We start from the raw sequence: 18,794 nt of genomic DNA on the forward strand, positions 1-18,794 counted from the left end.
TTTCTTATTTGTATGATCTTTGTTTTAATTCTATATCCTTGAACTCTAATTGTTCCTTGTGCAATACGGCATCACTTGGCTCTCCTTTATATTCCCAAGCTGCTACATAAGCAAAGTTTTCATCGTCACGTTTTGCTTCTCCTTTTTGCTCTCCATCTAACTCAACAGAATCTTCTCTAAAGTGTCCACCACAAGACTCTTCTCTGTTTAAAGCATCTTTAGCAAATAACTCTCCTAATTCTAAGAAGTCTGCCACACGACCAGCTTTTGCCAATTCTTCGTTGTATTCTTCGTTAGTTCCAGGCACTTTAACATCTTTCCAAAACTCTTCACGAAGTGCTTTAATTTCTGAAATAGCCTCTGTTAAACCTTTCACATTACGTGCCATTCCAACTTTGTTCCACATGATTTTTCCTAATTTCTTATGGAAATAATCTACAGAATGAGAACCGTTATTGTTAATTAAATGATCTATATTTTTTCTTACTTCAGCTTCAACTTCTTCAAATTCTTTGGTATCTGTAGAAATTGGTCCTGTTCTAATATCATTTGATAAATAATCGCCAATAGTATATGGTAATACAAAATAACCATCTGCTAAACCTTGCATTAAAGCCGAAGCCCCAAGTCTGTTTGCACCATGATCAGAGAAGTTAGCCTCTCCAATACAGTATAAACCAGGAACGGTTGTCATTAAGTTATAATCTACCCAAATACCTCCCATTGTATAATGTACCGCAGGATAAATCATCATTGGTGTATTGTATGGATCTTGATCTACAATCTTCTCATACATTTGGAATAAGTTTCCGTATTTATTTTTGATGACTTCTTGACCTAACTTCTTAACAAGCTCTGCATCATTTTCATCTAAACCTCTAACATGTGCCGTTTCTTTTCCGTAACGCTCTATTGCTGAAGCAAAATCTAAGAATACAGCTTCTCCTGTTGCATTAACACCATAACCAGCATCACAACGTTCTTTTGCTGCACGAGATGCAACATCACGAGGGACTAAGTTACCAAAGGCAGGATAACGACGCTCTAAGTAGTAATCGCGATCTTCTTCTGCTAAATCTTTTGGTTTTAATGTTCCTGCTTTAATTGCCTCTACATCTTTTTTATGTTTTGGCACCCAAATACGGCCATCGTTACGTAAAGACTCAGACATCAATGTTAATTTAGATTGATGGTCTCCAGAAACAGGAATACATGTTGGGTGAATTTGTGTGTAACAAGGGTTTGCAAAGAAAGCACCGCGTTTGTGAGCTTTCCAAGCAGCTGTTACATTACTTCCCATCGCATTAGTTGATAAGAAGAATACGTTACCATAACCACCAGTTCCCAGAACTACAGCGTGAGCTGAATGTCTTTCGATTTCACCAGTAATTAAGTTACGTGTTATAATACCTCGAGCTTTTCCATCAATTTTTACAATGTCAAGCATTTCATGACGGTTGTACATTTTGATTTTACCACGACCTATTTGACGATTCATGGCAGAATACGCTCCTAATAATAATTGTTGTCCTGTTTGTCCTGCAGCATAAAATGTACGTGATACTAATACACCACCAAACGAACGGTTATCTAATAAGCCACCATATTCACGTGCAAAAGGCACACCTTGAGCAACACATTGGTCAATAATATTTGCCGAAACCTCAGCCAAACGATATACGTTAGCTTCACGCGAACGATAATCCCCCCCTTTTACAGTATCGTAAAATAATCTGTATGTTGAATCACCATCTCCTTGGTAGTTTTTTGCGGCATTTATTCCACCTTGAGCTGCAATAGAGTGTGCACGCCTAGGTGAATCTTGAAAACAAAATGCTTTTACATTATATCCTAGCTCTGCTAAAGTCGCAGCAGCAGATCCTCCAGCTAAACCTGTACCAACAATAATAACGTCTATGTTACGCTTGTTTGCAGGATTAACTAAATTTATGTGATTTTTATAATCTGTCCATTTATCTTTAATTGGACCTTTTGGTATTTTTGAGTCTAAAGCCATATTAAGCTATTTTTTAGTGTCCTGTTAAATGATGAAACAATGCAATGAAAATAAATCCTAAAGGAATACCTATAGCATAAATTTTACTGAAAGTCTTTAAGCCTTTTGTGTACTTATTATTTGCTCCAACTGATTGAAATGCCGAATTGAATCCATGTAATAAGTGCAAGGCTAAGAATACAAATGCTACAACATATGCTCCTACCCTAAGTGGACTATGAAATTTTTCAACTAATTCATGAAAATACCTATACTCACCATTGTGCATACCAGACATATCACCAACAATATATTTTGTGTTTATTTCTGGAATCCAAAAATCAATAAAGTGAAGTACTATAAACGCTAAAATTGCTAAACCGCTCCAAATCATATTCCTACTCATCCAAGTAGAATTTGCTGCTCCATTATTTTTAGCATAAGTAATTTGTCTTGCCTTATTGTTTTTAATTTCTAATACAAATCCCATTACAAAATGGAAAATAACACCAAAAATTAATACAGGCTGCATCACATATTGAATTACCCAAAACGTCCCCATATAATGCGATACTTCGTTAAAAGTGTCTGCGCTAAATACAGATAATAAGTTAATTGCAAAATGTTGTAATAAGAAAATCATTAGGAAGAGTGCCGAAAGTGCCATGGCAAATTTTCTTCCAATCGAAGAATTTAAAATTCCGCTCATTGTATATGTAGTTGATTATTTGTCTAACAAAGATACAGCACAATTAACTTTCTCCCAACTACGCTGAGAGATAATTAATTTATTTAGAATGAATTTAATCTAGTTACACTAAATATTTTTGACTTAACTTAATAATTACTAGTTGCTGAGAAAAAAAAACTCAAAATAAAAAAAACACAGATTGAAACTTCATAAATGTCTCTTAAAATTTATCAGATTATAAGCTTTACCTTTTGCTAGCGGTTTTGTTTGTTTATTTTTGGATAATCAAGGAAAAACAATCAAATGTCAGCTTGAGTATTGTTGGCCTTAAAATATATTTTAAGCCAAAACAGCTCACAAAGCACGTTAAAAACCTCTGTTTATATTTTTCAAAAGAGCGTTACAACAACACTCAATATGACAATTTTTAAAACTATTCTCTATTATGAAATACGATTTAATCGACAAGCAACTTTTTATAAAAAACCGCAAAAACTTTACGGCTCAAATGAAGCCAAACAGTTTAGCTGTTTTTAACTCTAACGACATTTATCCAATAAGCGCAGATAGCACTTTACCTTTTGCACAACATCGCGATATTTTTTACTTAAGCGGAGTAGACCAAGAAGAAAGTATCTTAGTTTTATTTCCAGATTGCCCAAAAGAAAACCATCGTGAAATTTTATTCTTAAAAGAAACTAACGAGCATATTGCTGTTTGGGAAGGTGAAAAACTCACTAAAGAAAAAGCATTTGAAACTTCTGGCATTACAACCGTATATTGGTTACAAGACATGGAGAAAGTAATGTTTGAATTAATGACGCAATGCGACACCATTTACATTAATACCAACGAACATTACAGAGCGAATGTAGAAACGGAAACCCGAGAGGATCGTTTTACCAAATGGTTAAAGGATAAATATCCTGCGCATAGTGTAGCAAAAAGTAATCCTATTTTACAACGCTTACGTTCTGTAAAAGACCAAATAGAATTAGATTTAATTCAGCAAGCTTGTAATATTACCGAAAAAGGATTTAGACGTGTTTTAAAATTTACAAAACCTGGTGTTTGGGAATATAATTTAGAAGCAGAGTTTATGCACGAATTCCTAAACAACCGCTCTAAAGGATTTTCATACACACCTATTATTGGATCAGGAAATAATGCTAACGTTTTACACTATATCGAAAACAACCAACAATGTAAAGCTGGTGATTTAATTTTAATTGATGCCGGAGCAGAATACGCAAACTACTCTAGTGATATGACGCGTACAATTCCAGTTTCTGGTAAATTTAACGATAGACAAAAAGCGGTTTACAATGCCGTAAACAGAGTTAAAAATGAAGCCACTAAAATGCTTGTCCCAGGCACACTATGGGAACAATACCATATTGAAGTTGGTAAACTCATGACTTCAGAACTTTTAGGTTTAGGCCTTTTAGACAAAGCTGACGTACAAAACGAAAATAAAGATTGGCCAGCTTATAAAAAGTATTTTATGCACGGTACATCTCACCACATGGGCTTAGACACACATGATTATGGGATTTTAACTGAACCAATGCAAGCTAACATGGTGTTTACGGTTGAACCAGGAATTTATATTCCAGATGAAGGATTTGGCATTCGATTAGAAGATGATGTTGTAATTCAGGAGAAGGGTGAACCTTTCAACTTAATGCGCAATATTCCTATTGAAGTAGAAGAGATTGAAGATATTATGAATTCGTAAACTCAAAAACTAGAAAACAAAACCTACAAGTTAAAACAGCTTGTAGGTTTTTTTTATTCCTCTATGTTAAGCTTCAAAAACAAACAGACGCTCAACACTTGTTTTAGGCGCTAAATTTTCAGCATGCCAAGAAAATGTTGTTTTTGCCGGCATTTCCCAAACAGATTTAAAATCTTTTGGAGCATTATATTCACTTACAAAAACCTGATGACCGGCCTTACTTTGCTGCCTACACCATTCCCAAAATTGTTCGTGATTAAAATCATCCCTATATTTTGTTGTGGAGGCATAAGGCGGATCACAATACACAATACTTTGTTTTGGAATATCTAATTCTAAATACGATTTACACGACAAAACAACTCCTTCAAGATTTGGAATTTGTTTTGTAATATTTCTATAATGTTCTCCCCAATAATCACGCTTACCTTGCTTATCTCTTCGGTATCCAGAAAACCATTTTCCACCAAAAGAATTAAAACCAACATAACCAACCAAATGTTTGGGATATTGATCTTGATGCGCTCTAATTTTACGATAATCTTCTTCAGTCACCGATTTTGGAGGGTCCCAATTATCATAAATTAAAGCTTGCCACATCGCCATTAATTCTTCATGTTGGTCGTTAGCAATTCTCACACCTGTAACCTTATCAATCATATTCATACCTCCAGCAAACGGCTCAACATAAACTTGCTCAGGAACTCTGTTTTTAAGAAGTATTGGTAATAAATATTTGGCAAAACGCGCCTTGCTTCCCATGTATTTCATGGACTAATCATTGTTTTTTAAGTTCTAAATCATGAAAATCAAAACTAAAATCAGTAATAGGAGCTATGTACTTCATAGATGCAGAAACAGCATCTCCTTTTTCATTAAAGGTAAATTGTACATAGACATCTGCGTCATAACTTCTATCATGCCATTTAGCAACAAACGTAGTGGCATTTAATGGTAATAATTCTCCAAAAAGTCTAGACGAACGCTTACTCTTTATAGTATACCCTTTTTTTACTTCATGCAAAATATCAATATCACCAAACCAATCGTCTGTATACGTTCCAACAATTTGTTCTGGTTTTGGCAATGTTTTTAGCTTTTTCGCCTTTTCAACTTTAGAATAAACAGCGTTTTTTATACTGTCGTTATACTTAATATAATCTGCATTTCTTTTGCCATATTTTTCTAACCAATTTCTGTTTTCATATCCTAAATAAGAATCTTTAATTGTGTTAGTAATAGTACTAAAAGCAGAACCATTCATTTGATTGGTTAACACCACAATTCCCAAATCTAAATCCGGAATCATAGTAAATTGTGTAACTGTCCCTAATAAACCTCCTGTATGATAAACTTGTTTATATCCACCTTTAACATCTGAAACAAACCAACCTAAACCATACCCCTTAAAGTTAGAATTATAAGAATCATTAGGATTTACATTTAAAGGAGTCTGTAATTGCCAAAGTTCATGAAACTGTTTTTCACTTAATAGACGTTCGCCATTCTTGGTAACAGCATTATTCATTAAAAATTCTGCCCAAGCCAACATATCTGGAACATTACTAACAATACCTCCTGCTGGATTTGCTATTTCACTCCAGTCATGTGGAATTTGAATAACCTCACCCTCAGTCATTGTATGCGCATCAATAATATTCGATTTATCTGTCACACGATTGTAAGATGCTTTACTATGCGTCATTCCAACCGGTTGCAATATTTTAGTTTCAATAAACGCTTCCCACGACAACCCACTTACACGCTTTAAAACTTCACCTGCAATAATGAACATATTATTATTGTACTGAAACTCACTTCTAAACGAGCTTTCTGGCTCCAAATAGCGCACATTCGCAATCACATCATCCACACTAAAATTATTACCTTCAGGAAAAAACATTAAATCTCCTGCTCCTAATCCTAAACCACTGCGATGTGTTACTAAGTCTCTCACTGTAAATTCTTGAGTCACCCAAGCATCATGCAACTGAAATTCAGGAATGTGCTGGCGTACCTTATCGTCCCAATTTAATTTACCAGCATCAACCATCATAGCCAAAGCAAAACAGGTAAACCCTTTACTATTTGAAGCAACACCAACTAAAGTTTCGTCGTTCATCGCTTTTTTATTCACTAATGAACGAAGCCCATGACCTTTAGAATATACAATTTCTCCATCCTTATAAATACCCACAGAAATTCCAGGTACATCAAAAGTGGTTAAAGTTTCTTTTATGAGCTTATCGAGTTGTTGCTCTTTAATTTGAGCGTTTAATAAAAGCGCTGTAAAACATAAAACTGAGGCAAAAAATTGTTTTAAAAACATGAAATATTGAATTTAGTTTTGAATGTTTCCAAAGATACTAAAATGTTATAATGAATAATGGCATTGCATACTTTCAAAATATATCTTTGTAATCATGAATATAGATTACAAAAACAGCAAGATTTACTACAGCATTGAAGGCAAAGGTGACCCCATCATTTTGCTACACGGATTTCTTGAAACTGTTGCCATGTGGAATGATATAACTCCAGAGTTATCAAAAACACATCAAGTTATAGGTATTGATTTACTTGGCCACGGACAAACGGATTGTTTGGGCTATATACATACTATGGAGGATATGGCAGAAGCGGTTATTGCGGTTTTAAAACATCACAATATTAAGAACGCAAATTTCATTGGACATTCTATGGGAGGCTATGTGGCTTTAGCACTTGCAGAGAAACAACCCGAATTAGTTAAAGGCTTATGCTTAATGAATTCTACGTTTGAAGCAGATGATGATGAAAAAAAACTATTACGAACACGAGCCAATGCCATGGCTAAAACAAATTTTCAAAATTTAGTACGCATGTCTTTTGTAAATCTATTTGCCCCTGAAAGCAAACTTAAATTTAAAAATAAGTTTAACAACGCTTTACAAATTGCTTTACAAACTCCGGTTCAAGGCTACATCGCTGCCTCAGAAGGCATGAAACTTAGACCCAATCGTTTTGAAGTTTTAAAAAACCTCAAAGCGAACAAATTAATTATTATTGGCAAAAAAGACGGCTTAATAGACGGTGAGCAGCTTATTAATAAAATTACAGGTACAGATATTGAGTATATAGAATTTTCAGAAGGACATATGAGTCATATTGAAAATAAATCAGAATTAACTTACAATTTAATACACTTTGTCGAAAAATAAACCACTTAAACGTTTTGTTTGTCTTTTTTTTCTAAACTTGTATCATAGATTCAAAAATAAATTGTAAAACAAACCTGTATGAAACCTACTAAACTATACTGTGATTTATTTGGCCATAACTATCAAATAAGTAAAAAAGTAACCAATCATGTAAAAGAGTACACTTGTAAGTGCTGTAAAAAACAGTTAACAACAAACAGCAATGGAAGACTTACAGAATTAACAGCCAAACGTCAAGAAATAAATTCGGCACTAGAACGCATTTACAACAACAGAACGATGCGTTTAAAGCAAAAAATGCTCAGTTCATCGATTTGTTAATTGTTAATAACTTCTTCGTAACTAATTTTCTTATATTACAGTCCTTTACGAGATTACTAATCCCTATAAGAAAACTAGTTAATGAAAAACGTTTATTGCTCATTATTTGGTCATGACTACAAGGTCTCCAAAGAAGTGACTTACCATGTAAAAGAATACAAGTGCAAAAATTGTAAATCTGAAATGACCATTGATGGTAATGGAAAATTTATTCCTTTAACACCTAAGTTCAAAGAAATTAATTCTGTATTACATCGTGTACATACAAAACGCTTAGAAAAAAGCCAACGTTTTTTTATTCTTGATTTTTAAGAGCATTCCAACCTTTAGCAATTATCTGAATCTTTTCATCTGCTCTAGTTACCAAATGCATTCCTCTATCTTCTTCTGTTATATAACCTATAACCGTTAAGTTTGGATTACCTTTTATTTTAGGGAAATCTTCTTGGGAAATTGTCATTAATAATTCATAATCCTCACCACCATTTAAAGCAATAGTTGTGCTATCTAAATTGAATTCTTCACAAGTAGAAATCACCTGAGGATCTAATGGTATTTTTGTTTCATAAATATCTGCACCAACCTTACTTTGCTTACATAAATGAATGATTTCAGATGAAATTCCATCACTAACATCAATCATGCTCGTTGGTTTTACACCTAACTCCTTCAATAATTCAACTACATCCTTACGAGCTTCTGGTTTTAACTGACGCTCAATAATGTACGTATACATAGATAAATCGGGCTGATTATTAGGATTAACTTTAAAGACTTCTTTTTCACGCTCTAAAACCTGCAATCCCATAAAAGCGCCACCAACATCACCTGTTACCACAATTAAATCATTTGGTTTTGCTCCAGATCTTAAAACTTCATTACCTTTTTCAACCTCACCAATTGCAGTTACCGAAATAATTAATCCAGATGTGGAAGAAGTTGTATCTCCGCCAACGACATCGACATTATAAAATTTTGCCGCTAATGTAATTCCTGCATATAATTCTTCTAGTGCCTCTAAAGGAAAACGATTAGACACAGCAATAGAAACTGTAACCTGCGTTGCCATAGCATTCATGGCATAAATATCTGAAAGGTTAACAACTATTGCTTTATAACCTAAATGCTTTAATGGAGCATAGCTTAAATCAAAATGTACTCCTTCAACCAATAAATCTGTTGAAACAACAATTTGCTTTTTTCCAAAATTTAGAACAGCAGCATCGTCGCCAACACCTTTGATGGTTGATTTCTGACTCACTTTAAAGTGATCTGTTAAATGCTCAATAAGTTTAAATTCTCCTAATTCACTTAAAGGAGTTCGCTGTGGGTTCTTATCTTCAATCATAATGCAAAAATATTATGCTTTTCTGACATAGAAGTACATTATACTAAATGAATTTTATTTCAACACTAAAAATTCCTTAAATTGCTAAAAAAAGATTATGAAATTTAACACTTGGGCTTTTATGGCTTCTGCATTATTTATGCTAACCAATTGCTCTAACGACGACACTACCAGAACAAGCGACCCTGTTACTGAAGCCCAATTTCCTTGCGTCAATGGAATGGCTGGCGCCTACCCTTGCGACGGTTTTGATTTAATGAGCCATATTTCTGTTGAAGAATTAGGAGGCGTTGGTGCCGAAGGCAATGATTCTTGGGGCTGGACAGACCCAGAAACAGGCAAAGAATACGCCTTAATTGGCACTACAACGAGTTCTGCTTTTGTTGATATGTCAGATCCTGCAAATCCCATCTTATTAGGAAGACTACCAACAGCTACCACCAATAGTCTATGGCGCGATATTAAAGTTTATAACAACCATGCTTTTATAGTAAGCGAAGCAGCAGGTCATGGCATGCAAGTCTTTGATTTAACACGCCTTAGAAATGTAGAAAACCCTCCGCAAACCTTCACTGCAGATGCTAATTATAATGAATTTGGAAACGCACATAATATTGTAATTAATGAAGATAGTGGTTTTGCATATATTGTTGGATCCAATACATTTAATGGAGGACCACATTTTGTAAATATTCAAAACCCATCAAACCCTACAGCAGCGGGAGGACATGCAGATGATTCTTACTCTCACGACGCTCAAGTAGTTACTTATAACGGACCAGATACAGATTACACAGGCAAAGAAATACTAATAGGCAGCAATGAAAATGAAGTCGTTATTGTAGATGTAACAGATAAAAATGCCCCAACACAAATATCAACCATAGATTACAGCAACATAGGCTACACACATCAAGGTTGGTTTACGGAAGATATGACCTATTTTATATTAGGTGACGAATTAGATGAAATTAATTTTGGTTCAAACTCTAGAACTTTAGTCTTCGATTTTACAGATCTTGACAACCCGACTTTTCACATGGAATATTTAGGCCCAACAGCTGCTATAGACCATAATGTTTACGTGATTGACAACACCTTATATATTGCTAATTATTCCGCAGGTATTAGAGCTGTTGATATCTCTAATATTAATTCGGGAATAATGGTTGAAACAGGATATATAGATACATTTCCTACAAATAACAATACAGCATTTAATGGTGCCTGGAATATCTATCCTTTTTTTGCAAGCGGAAATATTGTAGTAAGCGATATTGAAGGAGGCTTATTTATAGTTAGACTCACAGAATAAAATGCTACCTAAACCTAAATTCTTTATATTTTACATCTTAATTCTTCTCATTTTAGAGAGTTGCAGCAAGGATAATGCTATTACATTAACTCCCACTGTTAATGTGAGTTTTATCAAAACCTTAGGAGGCACAAAAAACGATAGCGGACAATCTGTTGTTGCCACTACTGACGGTGGCTATGCCATACTAGGATTTACCCAAAGCACGAATGGAGACATTACTGATAAAACCAATGAAAGTTTTGATTTTTGGGTATTAAAATACAATGCTTCGGGAGATTTACAATGGCAAAAAACATTTGGAGGCTCTGCAGATGAACGCGGGAGTTCAATCATACAAACTCAAGATGGTGGTTATGCTATTTTAGGCTTTAGTTTTAGTAACGATGGAGACCTTAATAACAACTCAGGATTACAAGATTACTGGTTAGCAAAACTAGATGCTAACGGCAATTTATCTTGGCAAAAATCATTTGGATTTCAAGGAGCCGATTCAGGAATTTCAGTTATTCAAACCAATGATCAAGGCTATTTGCTTACTGGAATTTTAGACGTTACTGCTTCTGGCGGTGAAGGAAACACCTCTAGAAACACAAACAGACATGCTGGTGGAGATTATTGGGCAATAAAACTAAACACAACAGGCACAATAGAATGGAGTCAATACTTTGGCGGCAACTTTACAGACACACCTAATGGTGTTATTCAAACCGAAGATAATGGATTTATAATAGTAGGAAGCTCGGATAGTGACGATACCGACATTTCTAATAACATTGGCACTTACGATTTTTGGATTGTAAAAATTTCAGCAGTAGGTAATTTGGCTTGGGAAAAATCTTTTGGCGGCACTCAAATTGACGAAGCCAGAGCCATAACTTCAACTAATGATGGCAATTATTTAATTGCTGGCGACACAAGAAGCTATGACAATGATATCTCTAACAATAAAGGAGCTGCAGATTTATGGTTAATCAAAATATCACCAGAAGGCAACTTACTTTGGGAAAAAACAATAGGAGGTTCAAGTTTTGACGTGGCCCGTTCTATTGTTAAATCTCAAAATAACGGTTTTATTTTAGCTGGAAGTTCTCGAAGTAATGATTTAGATGTTTCTGAAAACAAAGGACAAAACGATGCTTGGATTTTAAAAGTAGATAACAACGGTAATTTGCAATGGGAAACTACTATTGGCGGTTCAAATATAGATTTTGCTTATAGTGTTGCAGAACTTAATGACGGCTCAACTATTGCCGTAGGAGATAGCACAAGCAATGATGGAGATATTATAGAAAATAAAGGATTCACAGATTTATTAATTGTAAAAATTGATTAAATAATGACAACAGCAATACCTATGAAAAAGATTTTAACTCTTACCCTAATTATACTTTTGAGTTTCACCTCCTGTAGCGAAGACAATGATGATAATTTAAGTCCGCAATCAATAGCTACATTCAATTTTACGCATAACTGGGACGGGACTTTAATCACTAATGCAAATTTTAACAGCATTGAATACACTAATGCCAAAGGAAACCTGTTAAGCATTGAAAGATTGCGCTATATAATCTCAGATATTACGTTTACATCCAGCACCAACGAAAGCATCGTTTTAGACAACTACAATTTAGTCGATGTCACAAATAATAGCGGTTTAAGCTATACAACCGAAATACCTACTGGCTCATATAATGTTTCATTCACATTTGGATTGGATAACGAAGACAACACTGAAAATTATCTCGATTTAAATTCGGCATCATTCAATGTACCAGATATGATAGGAGGCGGTTATCATTACATGCAATTTGATGGTAAATTTATCAACACCTCTAATGAAGAACAAGGATTCAATTACCACGCTATTAGAGCAGTTGATAACGCTGGTACAAACCCAACATTTCCGCAAGACACATTCTTTTCAGTAGATTTAGGCACCATAACTATTTCGGCAAATACCGAAATTGAAGTACAAATGAATATTGCAGAATGGTTTAAAAACCCGAATCTTTGGGATTTGAATGTATTTAACCAAATGCTCATGCCCAATTCTACAGCACAAATAATGATGTTTGATAACGGACAGAGTGTTTTTAGTTTAGGAACAGTAAGTCAATAAGTCACAGTTTTATGCAAAAAAGGCTCTACTTAATATCAGCATTAATTCTCACATGTCTAAGCTGCTCCAGTGATGATACAACAAGTTATGAACCAGTACCTCAACCTTTAACTATTCCACAAATATTTTCGGACCATATTATCCCACCTATTATCCCAACCAATAATCCACAAACAGTTGAAGGAGTTGCATTAGGAAAAAAATTATTTTTCGATACTATTTTATCTTCAAATGGCACACAAGCTTGCGCCAGCTGTCATGCACCACAAAATGCTTTTACAGATAACACAGCAACAAGTGTAGGTATAGATGGTGTTTTTGGTACTCGTAATGCTATGCCTTTATTTAATTTAGCTTGGAATTACAACGAACGTTTTAATTGGGACGGCACCGCTCTAAGCATAGAAAGACAAGCCGAAGAACCTGTAGAAAATCCAATAGAACTTCATAGCAATTGGGACAATGTTGTCTCAAGATTACAAGCACATCCTGAATATCCAGAACTTTTTAGATTGGCTTTTAAAACAACAACCATAACCAAAGAACTAACCACTAAAGCAATTGCTCAATTTGAACGCACCTTAATTTCTGCAAATTCAAAATTTGATAATTACACTTTGGGCAATGCCACTTTAACAGCTCAAGAATTAAACGGCTTAGATGTTTTTTTAAGAGAAGATAAGGGAGATTGCTTTCATTGCCATGGCAACCCTAGCAACCCATTATGGACAGATAACTTATTCCATAACAATGGTTTAGATGCCACTTTTACAGACTTAGGTTTAGGAACCGTTACAGGAGATCCAAATGACAACGGAAAATTTAAATCACCCTCACTACGTAATTTAGCTTTTACAGCACCTTATATGCACGATGGTAGATTTAGCACGCTAGATGAAGTAATAAATCACTACAGTGAAGGACTTCAAAATTCGGCAACTATAGACCCATTAATGAAACAAATTACCCAAGGAGGAGTTCAGCTTACAGATGAAGATAAAGCCGATTTAAAAGCCTTCTTATTGACACTTTCAGATGCTTCATTTATTACTAACCCCTTGTATCAGAATTAATTTCACCTTTCGAAATTACAATTTTTATGTATTTCATCGAAAAATCAGGTATTTTAACTTAAATTGAATATGGTTTTATAAATTGGTCATCCCTAAGTCTATATTAAGTATGAAACCTAAACCAACAGAAACCTTACCGTGTTCCGTTTTTGGTCATAATTATGTAAGATCAAAAACCAATTTAGATCACTCTATTGAAATGACTTGTTCGCACTGCGATGTAGTTGTGGTTACAGATGTTCACGGAAATTTTGAAAACCATACGTTTTCTAACACCCAAATTAAAGATACGCTACAAGAGTTATATCGTCTTACAAAACGTATCACAAAAACAAAAGTAGCCTTCTAATTGCACTTTTGTTACACATTTGCATTGATAGCCAAATCTTATCAAACCATATGCTAATATAATGTTAGTACCTATGGTAAAACCTTTGTTATATCGTATATTTGCATTCTATTTAGAACTAATCTAGTTAAACGATATGATTAAAGTCTCAGATCAGGCAAAAAAGAAAGTCATGGAACTCATGACTGATGACGGCTTCAACCCAAGCACAGACTATGTTAGAGTTGGTGTAAAAAGTGGTGGCTGCTCTGGTTTATCTTACGAGTTAAAGTTTGATAAATCCCAAGTAGAAGACGATAAAGTCTTTGAAGATAATGACATTAAAATTATTGTAGACAAAAAGAGCTTTCTATACCTTATTGGTACAACTTTAGAATATTCTGGTGGATTAAACGGAACTGGTTTCGTATTTAACAATCCTAATGCTAACCGAACTTGCGGTTGTGGTGAATCTTTTTCACTTTAAAAAACTAAAACACACATGTCAAAATATACAGAAGACGATCTTAGAGAAGAATTAAAAACCAAAGAGTATGAATATGGTTTTTATACAGATATTGAATCTGAAACATTTCCTATTGGATTAAATGAAGACATCGTTCGCGCTATTTCAAAGAAAAAAGAAGAGCCAGAATGGATGACAGAATGGAGACTTGAAGCTTTTAAAGCTTGGAAGGAAATGACTGAGCCAGAATGGGCAAATGTACATTACCAAAAACCCGATTTTCAATCTATTGCATATTATTCGGCACCTGTTGCTGTAGATCCTAATAAAACATTAGACGATGTAGATCCGGATCTTTTAGCAATGTATAAAAAGCTAGGAATATCTGTTGATGAACAAAAAAAGATGAACAATGTTGCTATGGATATTGTTGTAGATTCTGTTTCTGTTGCAACAACATTTAAAAAGACCTTAGGTGAAAAAGGCATCATCTTTATGAGCATATCTGAAGCCATAAAGGAGCATCCTGAATTAGTAAAGAAATACCTTGGTACTGTTGTACCTCAGAAAGATAATTTTTATGCAGCACTAAATAGCGCTGTATTTAGCGATGGATCATTCTGTTATATTCCAAAAGGCGTTCGTTGCCCAATGGAATTATCTACCTATTTTAGAATTAATCAGGCAGGAACTGGACAATTTGAAAGAACCTTAGTCATTGCAGACGAAGGAAGTTACGTATCGTATTTAGAAGGTTGTACAGCACCAAGTAGAGACGAAAACCAATTGCACGCTGCCGTTGTAGAATTAATTGCACTAGATGATGCCGAAATAAAATATTCAACAGTACAAAACTGGTTCCCAGGAACTGCTGAAGGAAAAGGCGGTGTTTACAATTTCGTAACTAAAAGAGGCCTTTGTGAGAAAAACGCTAAAATCTCTTGGACACAAGTTGAAACAGGTTCTGCTGTAACTTGGAAATACCCAAGTTGTGTATTAAAAGGAGATAATTCTGTAGGCGAATTTTACTCTATCGCAGTAACAAATAATTATCAGCAAGCAGATACTGGTACCAAAATGATTCATTTAGGTAAAAACACAAAATCAACGATTATATCTAAAGGAATTTCTGCTGGTAAATCTCAAAACTCATATCGTGGACTAGTACAGGTTGGGTCTCGTGCAGATAATGCACGTAATTTTTCTCAATGTGACAGTTTATTAATGGGAAATGAATGTGGCGCACACACCTTCCCATATATAGAAGCAAAAAACAAAAGTGCCATGATTGAGCACGAAGCCACCACAAGTAAAATTGGAGAAGACCAAATATTTTACTGTAACCAAAGAGGTATTGATACCGAAAAAGCCATTGCCCTAATAGTAAATGGTTTTAGTAAAGAAGTCTTAAATAAATTACCAATGGAATTTGCTGTGGAAGCTCAAAAACTATTAGAAATAAGTTTAGAAGGTTCTGTAGGATAATTAAAATAATATGTCATCACACTCTGAGTACTGATAAAATGCTTAGAGTATAAAATTTTCGAAATGAAAAAAATCAATCTTATCATTATTTTAGCTTTAGTAATGTTCGCTTGTAAAAACGAAACAAAACAAGCTGTTGACTTAGAAGAAAATCGTTCAAAATCTTACGACCAAAACGATGGATTTATAACCCTTAAAGGCGACTTCGTCTATTATGCAGATGCAGCTGTTTTACAAACACCATCAGAAATTTACGGTGTCGTTATCGATGAAAACTTACAGCTTTTAGAGAACCAAGTAAAGCCATTTAAAAAAGAAGCTACTGATATGGTTCCGGTTACCGTACGTGTTAGAAAATTTGAAAAACCTAAAGACGAAGAAGGCTGGCAATACAGAGTAGAAATAAAAGAAATATTAAAGGTAGATACACCTAATCCAGAATCAAAAGACGTTATAAAATTAGCAAATTAAGACTATGTTAAAGATTAATAACTTGCACGCAAGTATAGAAGACAAAGCCATATTAAAAGGTATAAATTTAGAAGTTAAAGCAGGAGAAGTTCACGCTATAATGGGTCCTAATGGCTCAGGTAAAAGTACTTTAGCTTCTGTAATTGCTGGTAAAGAAGAGTACGAAGTTACCGAAGGTAACATTTTACTAGACAATGAAGATATAGAAGAATTAGCCGCCGAAGAACGTGCTCATAAAGGGGTGTTTTTATCATTTCAATACCCTGTTGAAATTCCTGGAGTTAGTGTCACTAACTTTATGAAAACAGCAATTAATGAGACACGTAAAGCTAAAGGCTTAGACGACATGCCTGCTAAAGACATGTTGAAAATGATTCGTGAAAAATCTGAGCTTTTAGAAATAGACCGTAAGTTCTTATCACGTTCTCTAAATGAAGGATTTTCTGGTGGAGAAAAGAAACGTAACGAGATTTTTCAAATGGCTATGTTAGAACCAAAATTAGCCATCTTAGACGAAACTGATTCTGGTCTAGATATCGATGCGCTTCGTATTGTTGCCAATGGTGTAAACAAATTAAAATCTAAAGACAACGCTGTTATTGTCATTACACACTACCAACGTTTATTAGATCATATTGTACCCGATTTTGTTCATGTTTTATACAATGGGAAAATTGTAAAATCTGGAGGAAAAGAATTAGCACACGAGCTAGAAGCTAAAGGTTACGATTGGATTAAAGAAGAGGTTAACGCTTAATTAGTGGACAGTGGTCAGCCACCAGTAAGTAGTAACTTACTCAAATGTGACCATTTGTAGCAAAAACATTAAATCAAGTATTAATTTCACAGTTATAGTTGCCATTGAGCGAACTGCCGACTGAGGACTTATTACTGAAGACTTAAAAAAATGAGTTTAAAAGAAAAATTAGTATCGTCATTTATGGCCTTTGAGGACACCGTTGATGTGCACTCGTCAATACATGACATTCGTACTGAAGCCATAAAGACTTTTGAAGCTGAAGGGTTTCCTACTAAACGATTAGAAAACTGGAAATACACATCCTTGAATTCGGTTTTAAAGCACGATTATAGCGTGTTTCCTAAACATGAAAACAAGCTAGAATTTAATGATGTAAAAAAATATTTTATTCACGAAATTGATGCTTATAAAATCATCTTTATCGATGGTAAATACGCATCGCATTTATCACAAACTACACATGACGGTTTAGATGTCTGCCTAATGTCTGCAGCCTTAACAAAACCAAAATATAAAGTTATTATTGATAATTATTTCAATAAAATTGCTGCAAAAGATAGTTTATCTTCCTTAAATACTGCCTTTTCAAGCGAAGGAGCGTATATTAATATCCCTAAGAATAAAGTCGTTGATAAGCCTATTCAGATCATTCATTTTTCAACAGGAAGTGAAGCTGCCGTAATGTTACAACCTCGTAACTTAATTGTAGTAAACGAAAACGCACATGTTCAAATCATAGAACGTCATCAGAGTTTAACAGACAATCCTGTTTTAACAAATTCTGTTACGGAGATTTTCACAAACAAACGTGCTATTGTAGATTATTACAAGATTCAAAACGATAAAGAAAACGCCTCTTTAATAGACAATACATTTGTTAATCAAAAACAAGAGAGTTTAGCCAAAGTACATACCTTTTCTTTTGGCGGAAAATTAACTAGAAACAATCTTAACTTTTACCAAAACGGTGAACGTATTGATTCTACCATGAAAGGTATCACCATCATTGGTAACAAACAACATGTAGACCACAACACATTAGTGCATCATATTGAACCAAATTGTGAAAGTCACCAAGATTATAAAGGTATTTTTAACGATAGCTCAACAGGAGTTTTTAATGGTAAAGTTGTTGTTGAAAAACTAGCGCAAAAAACCAATGCATTCCAAGCCAACAACAATGTTTTAATGAGCGACAAGGCTACCATCAACACTAAACCTCAACTTGAGATTTTTGCAGATGACGTAAAATGTTCTCACGGTTGTACAATTGGTCAATTAGATGAAAGCGCTATGTTTTATTTACGCTCTAGAGGAATTCCGGAAAAAGAAGCAAGAGCATTGCTAATGTTTGCTTTTAGTAACAACGTTATGGATTCAGTTAAAATACCTGAACTTAAAAATAGAATTACTAAGATTATCGCTAAGAAATTAGGTGTAAATATTGGGTTTGACTTATAAGTTTTACCAAAAAAATATA

At 34.3% G+C, this 18,794-nt stretch carries 19 protein-coding genes; 14 read left to right on the top strand and 5 right to left on the bottom strand.

Annotated features, from left to right (window positions below):
* Positions 1–4: 4 nt before the first annotated feature.
* Entirely contained in the window at positions 5–2,017 is a 2,013-nt protein-coding gene (locus tag VDP25_RS07400) for a fumarate reductase/succinate dehydrogenase flavoprotein subunit (protein WP_334468331.1), read from the bottom strand.
* A gap of 13 nt (positions 2,018–2,030) precedes the next feature.
* Positions 2,031–2,705, bottom strand: a complete 675-nt coding sequence (locus tag VDP25_RS07405) for a succinate dehydrogenase cytochrome b subunit (protein ID WP_215928240.1) — start codon at positions 2,703–2,705, stop codon at positions 2,031–2,033.
* Between the two features lie 427 nt (positions 2,706–3,132).
* On the opposite strand from VDP25_RS07405, the gene VDP25_RS07410 reads away from it, so the two are divergent.
* Complete coding sequence (locus VDP25_RS07410) at positions 3,133–4,425, top strand: aminopeptidase P family protein (RefSeq protein ID WP_334468334.1); 1,293 nt, start codon at positions 3,133–3,135, stop codon at positions 4,423–4,425.
* Positions 4,426–4,491: 66 nt separating this feature from the next.
* On the opposite strand, the gene VDP25_RS07415 is transcribed toward VDP25_RS07410, so the two are convergent.
* Positions 4,492–5,196 (bottom strand): DNA adenine methylase, encoded by a 705-nt coding sequence (locus VDP25_RS07415; RefSeq protein ID WP_334468336.1) that lies wholly within the window; start codon positions 5,194–5,196, stop codon positions 4,492–4,494.
* A gap of 7 nt (positions 5,197–5,203) precedes the next feature.
* Positions 5,204–6,754, bottom strand: coding sequence for a serine hydrolase (locus tag VDP25_RS07420; RefSeq protein ID WP_334468338.1), 1,551 nt, complete (start codon positions 6,752–6,754; stop codon positions 5,204–5,206).
* A gap of 94 nt (positions 6,755–6,848) precedes the next feature.
* Between VDP25_RS07420 and VDP25_RS07425 the strand changes: the two genes are divergently transcribed.
* From VDP25_RS07425 to VDP25_RS07435, 3 genes are all read left to right on the top strand, one after another.
* Positions 6,849–7,625, top strand: coding sequence for an alpha/beta fold hydrolase (locus VDP25_RS07425; protein ID WP_334468340.1), 777 nt, complete (start codon positions 6,849–6,851; stop codon positions 7,623–7,625).
* A 78-nt stretch (positions 7,626–7,703) separates the two neighbouring features.
* Positions 7,704–7,946, top strand: a complete 243-nt coding sequence (locus VDP25_RS07430) for a hypothetical protein (RefSeq protein WP_215928245.1) — start codon at positions 7,704–7,706, stop codon at positions 7,944–7,946.
* Positions 7,947–8,027: 81 nt separating this feature from the next.
* Positions 8,028–8,258, top strand: a complete 231-nt coding sequence (locus VDP25_RS07435) for a hypothetical protein (RefSeq protein WP_215928246.1) — start codon at positions 8,028–8,030, stop codon at positions 8,256–8,258.
* Here VDP25_RS07435 and thiL read toward each other — a convergent pair.
* Positions 8,242–9,294 (bottom strand): thiamine-phosphate kinase, encoded by a 1,053-nt coding sequence (thiL, locus tag VDP25_RS07440; RefSeq protein WP_334468343.1) that lies wholly within the window; start codon positions 9,292–9,294, stop codon positions 8,242–8,244. The two genes, VDP25_RS07435 and thiL, sit on opposite strands and share 17 nt — an antisense overlap.
* 97 nt (positions 9,295–9,391) lie before the next feature.
* Between thiL and VDP25_RS07445 the strand changes: the two genes are divergently transcribed.
* The 10 genes from VDP25_RS07445 to sufD all read left to right on the top strand — a co-directional run bounded on the left by VDP25_RS07445 (position 9,392) and on the right by sufD (position 18,775).
* Positions 9,392–10,609, top strand: a complete 1,218-nt coding sequence (locus VDP25_RS07445; RefSeq protein WP_334468345.1) for a choice-of-anchor B family protein — start codon at positions 9,392–9,394, stop codon at positions 10,607–10,609.
* 1 nt (position 10,610) lies between these two features.
* Positions 10,611–11,945, top strand: a complete 1,335-nt coding sequence (locus VDP25_RS07450; RefSeq protein WP_334468347.1) for a hypothetical protein — start codon at positions 10,611–10,613, stop codon at positions 11,943–11,945.
* A gap of 3 nt (positions 11,946–11,948) precedes the next feature.
* Positions 11,949–12,731: an MbnP family protein gene (locus VDP25_RS07455; RefSeq protein ID WP_334468349.1), complete on the top strand. Its 783-nt coding sequence runs from the start codon at positions 11,949–11,951 to the stop codon at positions 12,729–12,731.
* A gap of 11 nt (positions 12,732–12,742) precedes the next feature.
* Positions 12,743–13,804 (top strand): cytochrome-c peroxidase, encoded by a 1,062-nt coding sequence (locus tag VDP25_RS07460; protein WP_334468351.1) that lies wholly within the window; start codon positions 12,743–12,745, stop codon positions 13,802–13,804.
* 109 nt (positions 13,805–13,913) lie between these two features.
* Positions 13,914–14,153 carry a hypothetical protein gene (locus tag VDP25_RS07465; RefSeq protein ID WP_215928255.1) on the top strand — a complete coding sequence of 80 codons (240 nt, stop codon included), beginning with the start codon at positions 13,914–13,916 and terminating at the stop codon, positions 14,151–14,153.
* Between the two features lie 136 nt (positions 14,154–14,289).
* Complete coding sequence (locus VDP25_RS07470; RefSeq protein ID WP_215928256.1) at positions 14,290–14,619, top strand: HesB/IscA family protein; 330 nt, start codon at positions 14,290–14,292, stop codon at positions 14,617–14,619.
* Positions 14,620–14,634: 15 nt separating this feature from the next.
* The gene (sufB, locus tag VDP25_RS07475) at positions 14,635–16,083 is read left to right on the top strand and encodes a Fe-S cluster assembly protein SufB (protein WP_334468356.1); all 1,449 of its coding nucleotides are present in this window, start codon (positions 14,635–14,637) and stop codon (positions 16,081–16,083) included.
* Positions 16,084–16,146: 63 nt separating this feature from the next.
* Complete coding sequence (locus tag VDP25_RS07480) at positions 16,147–16,554, top strand: hypothetical protein (protein ID WP_334468358.1); 408 nt, start codon at positions 16,147–16,149, stop codon at positions 16,552–16,554.
* 4 nt (positions 16,555–16,558) lie between these two features.
* On the top strand, positions 16,559–17,311 hold the full coding sequence (sufC, locus tag VDP25_RS07485) for a Fe-S cluster assembly ATPase SufC (protein WP_215928261.1): 753 nt from the start codon (positions 16,559–16,561) through the stop codon (positions 17,309–17,311).
* A 150-nt stretch (positions 17,312–17,461) separates the two neighbouring features.
* On the top strand, positions 17,462–18,775 hold the full coding sequence (gene sufD, locus VDP25_RS07490; protein WP_215928263.1) for a Fe-S cluster assembly protein SufD: 1,314 nt from the start codon (positions 17,462–17,464) through the stop codon (positions 18,773–18,775).
* The last annotated feature ends 19 nt before the right edge of the window (positions 18,776–18,794 follow it).

Origin of the sequence: Winogradskyella sp. ECml5-4 (genome assembly GCF_036903175.1) — a bacterium.
In the GTDB taxonomy this organism is placed as follows: Bacteria; Bacteroidota; Bacteroidia; order Flavobacteriales; family Flavobacteriaceae; genus Winogradskyella; species Winogradskyella damuponensis.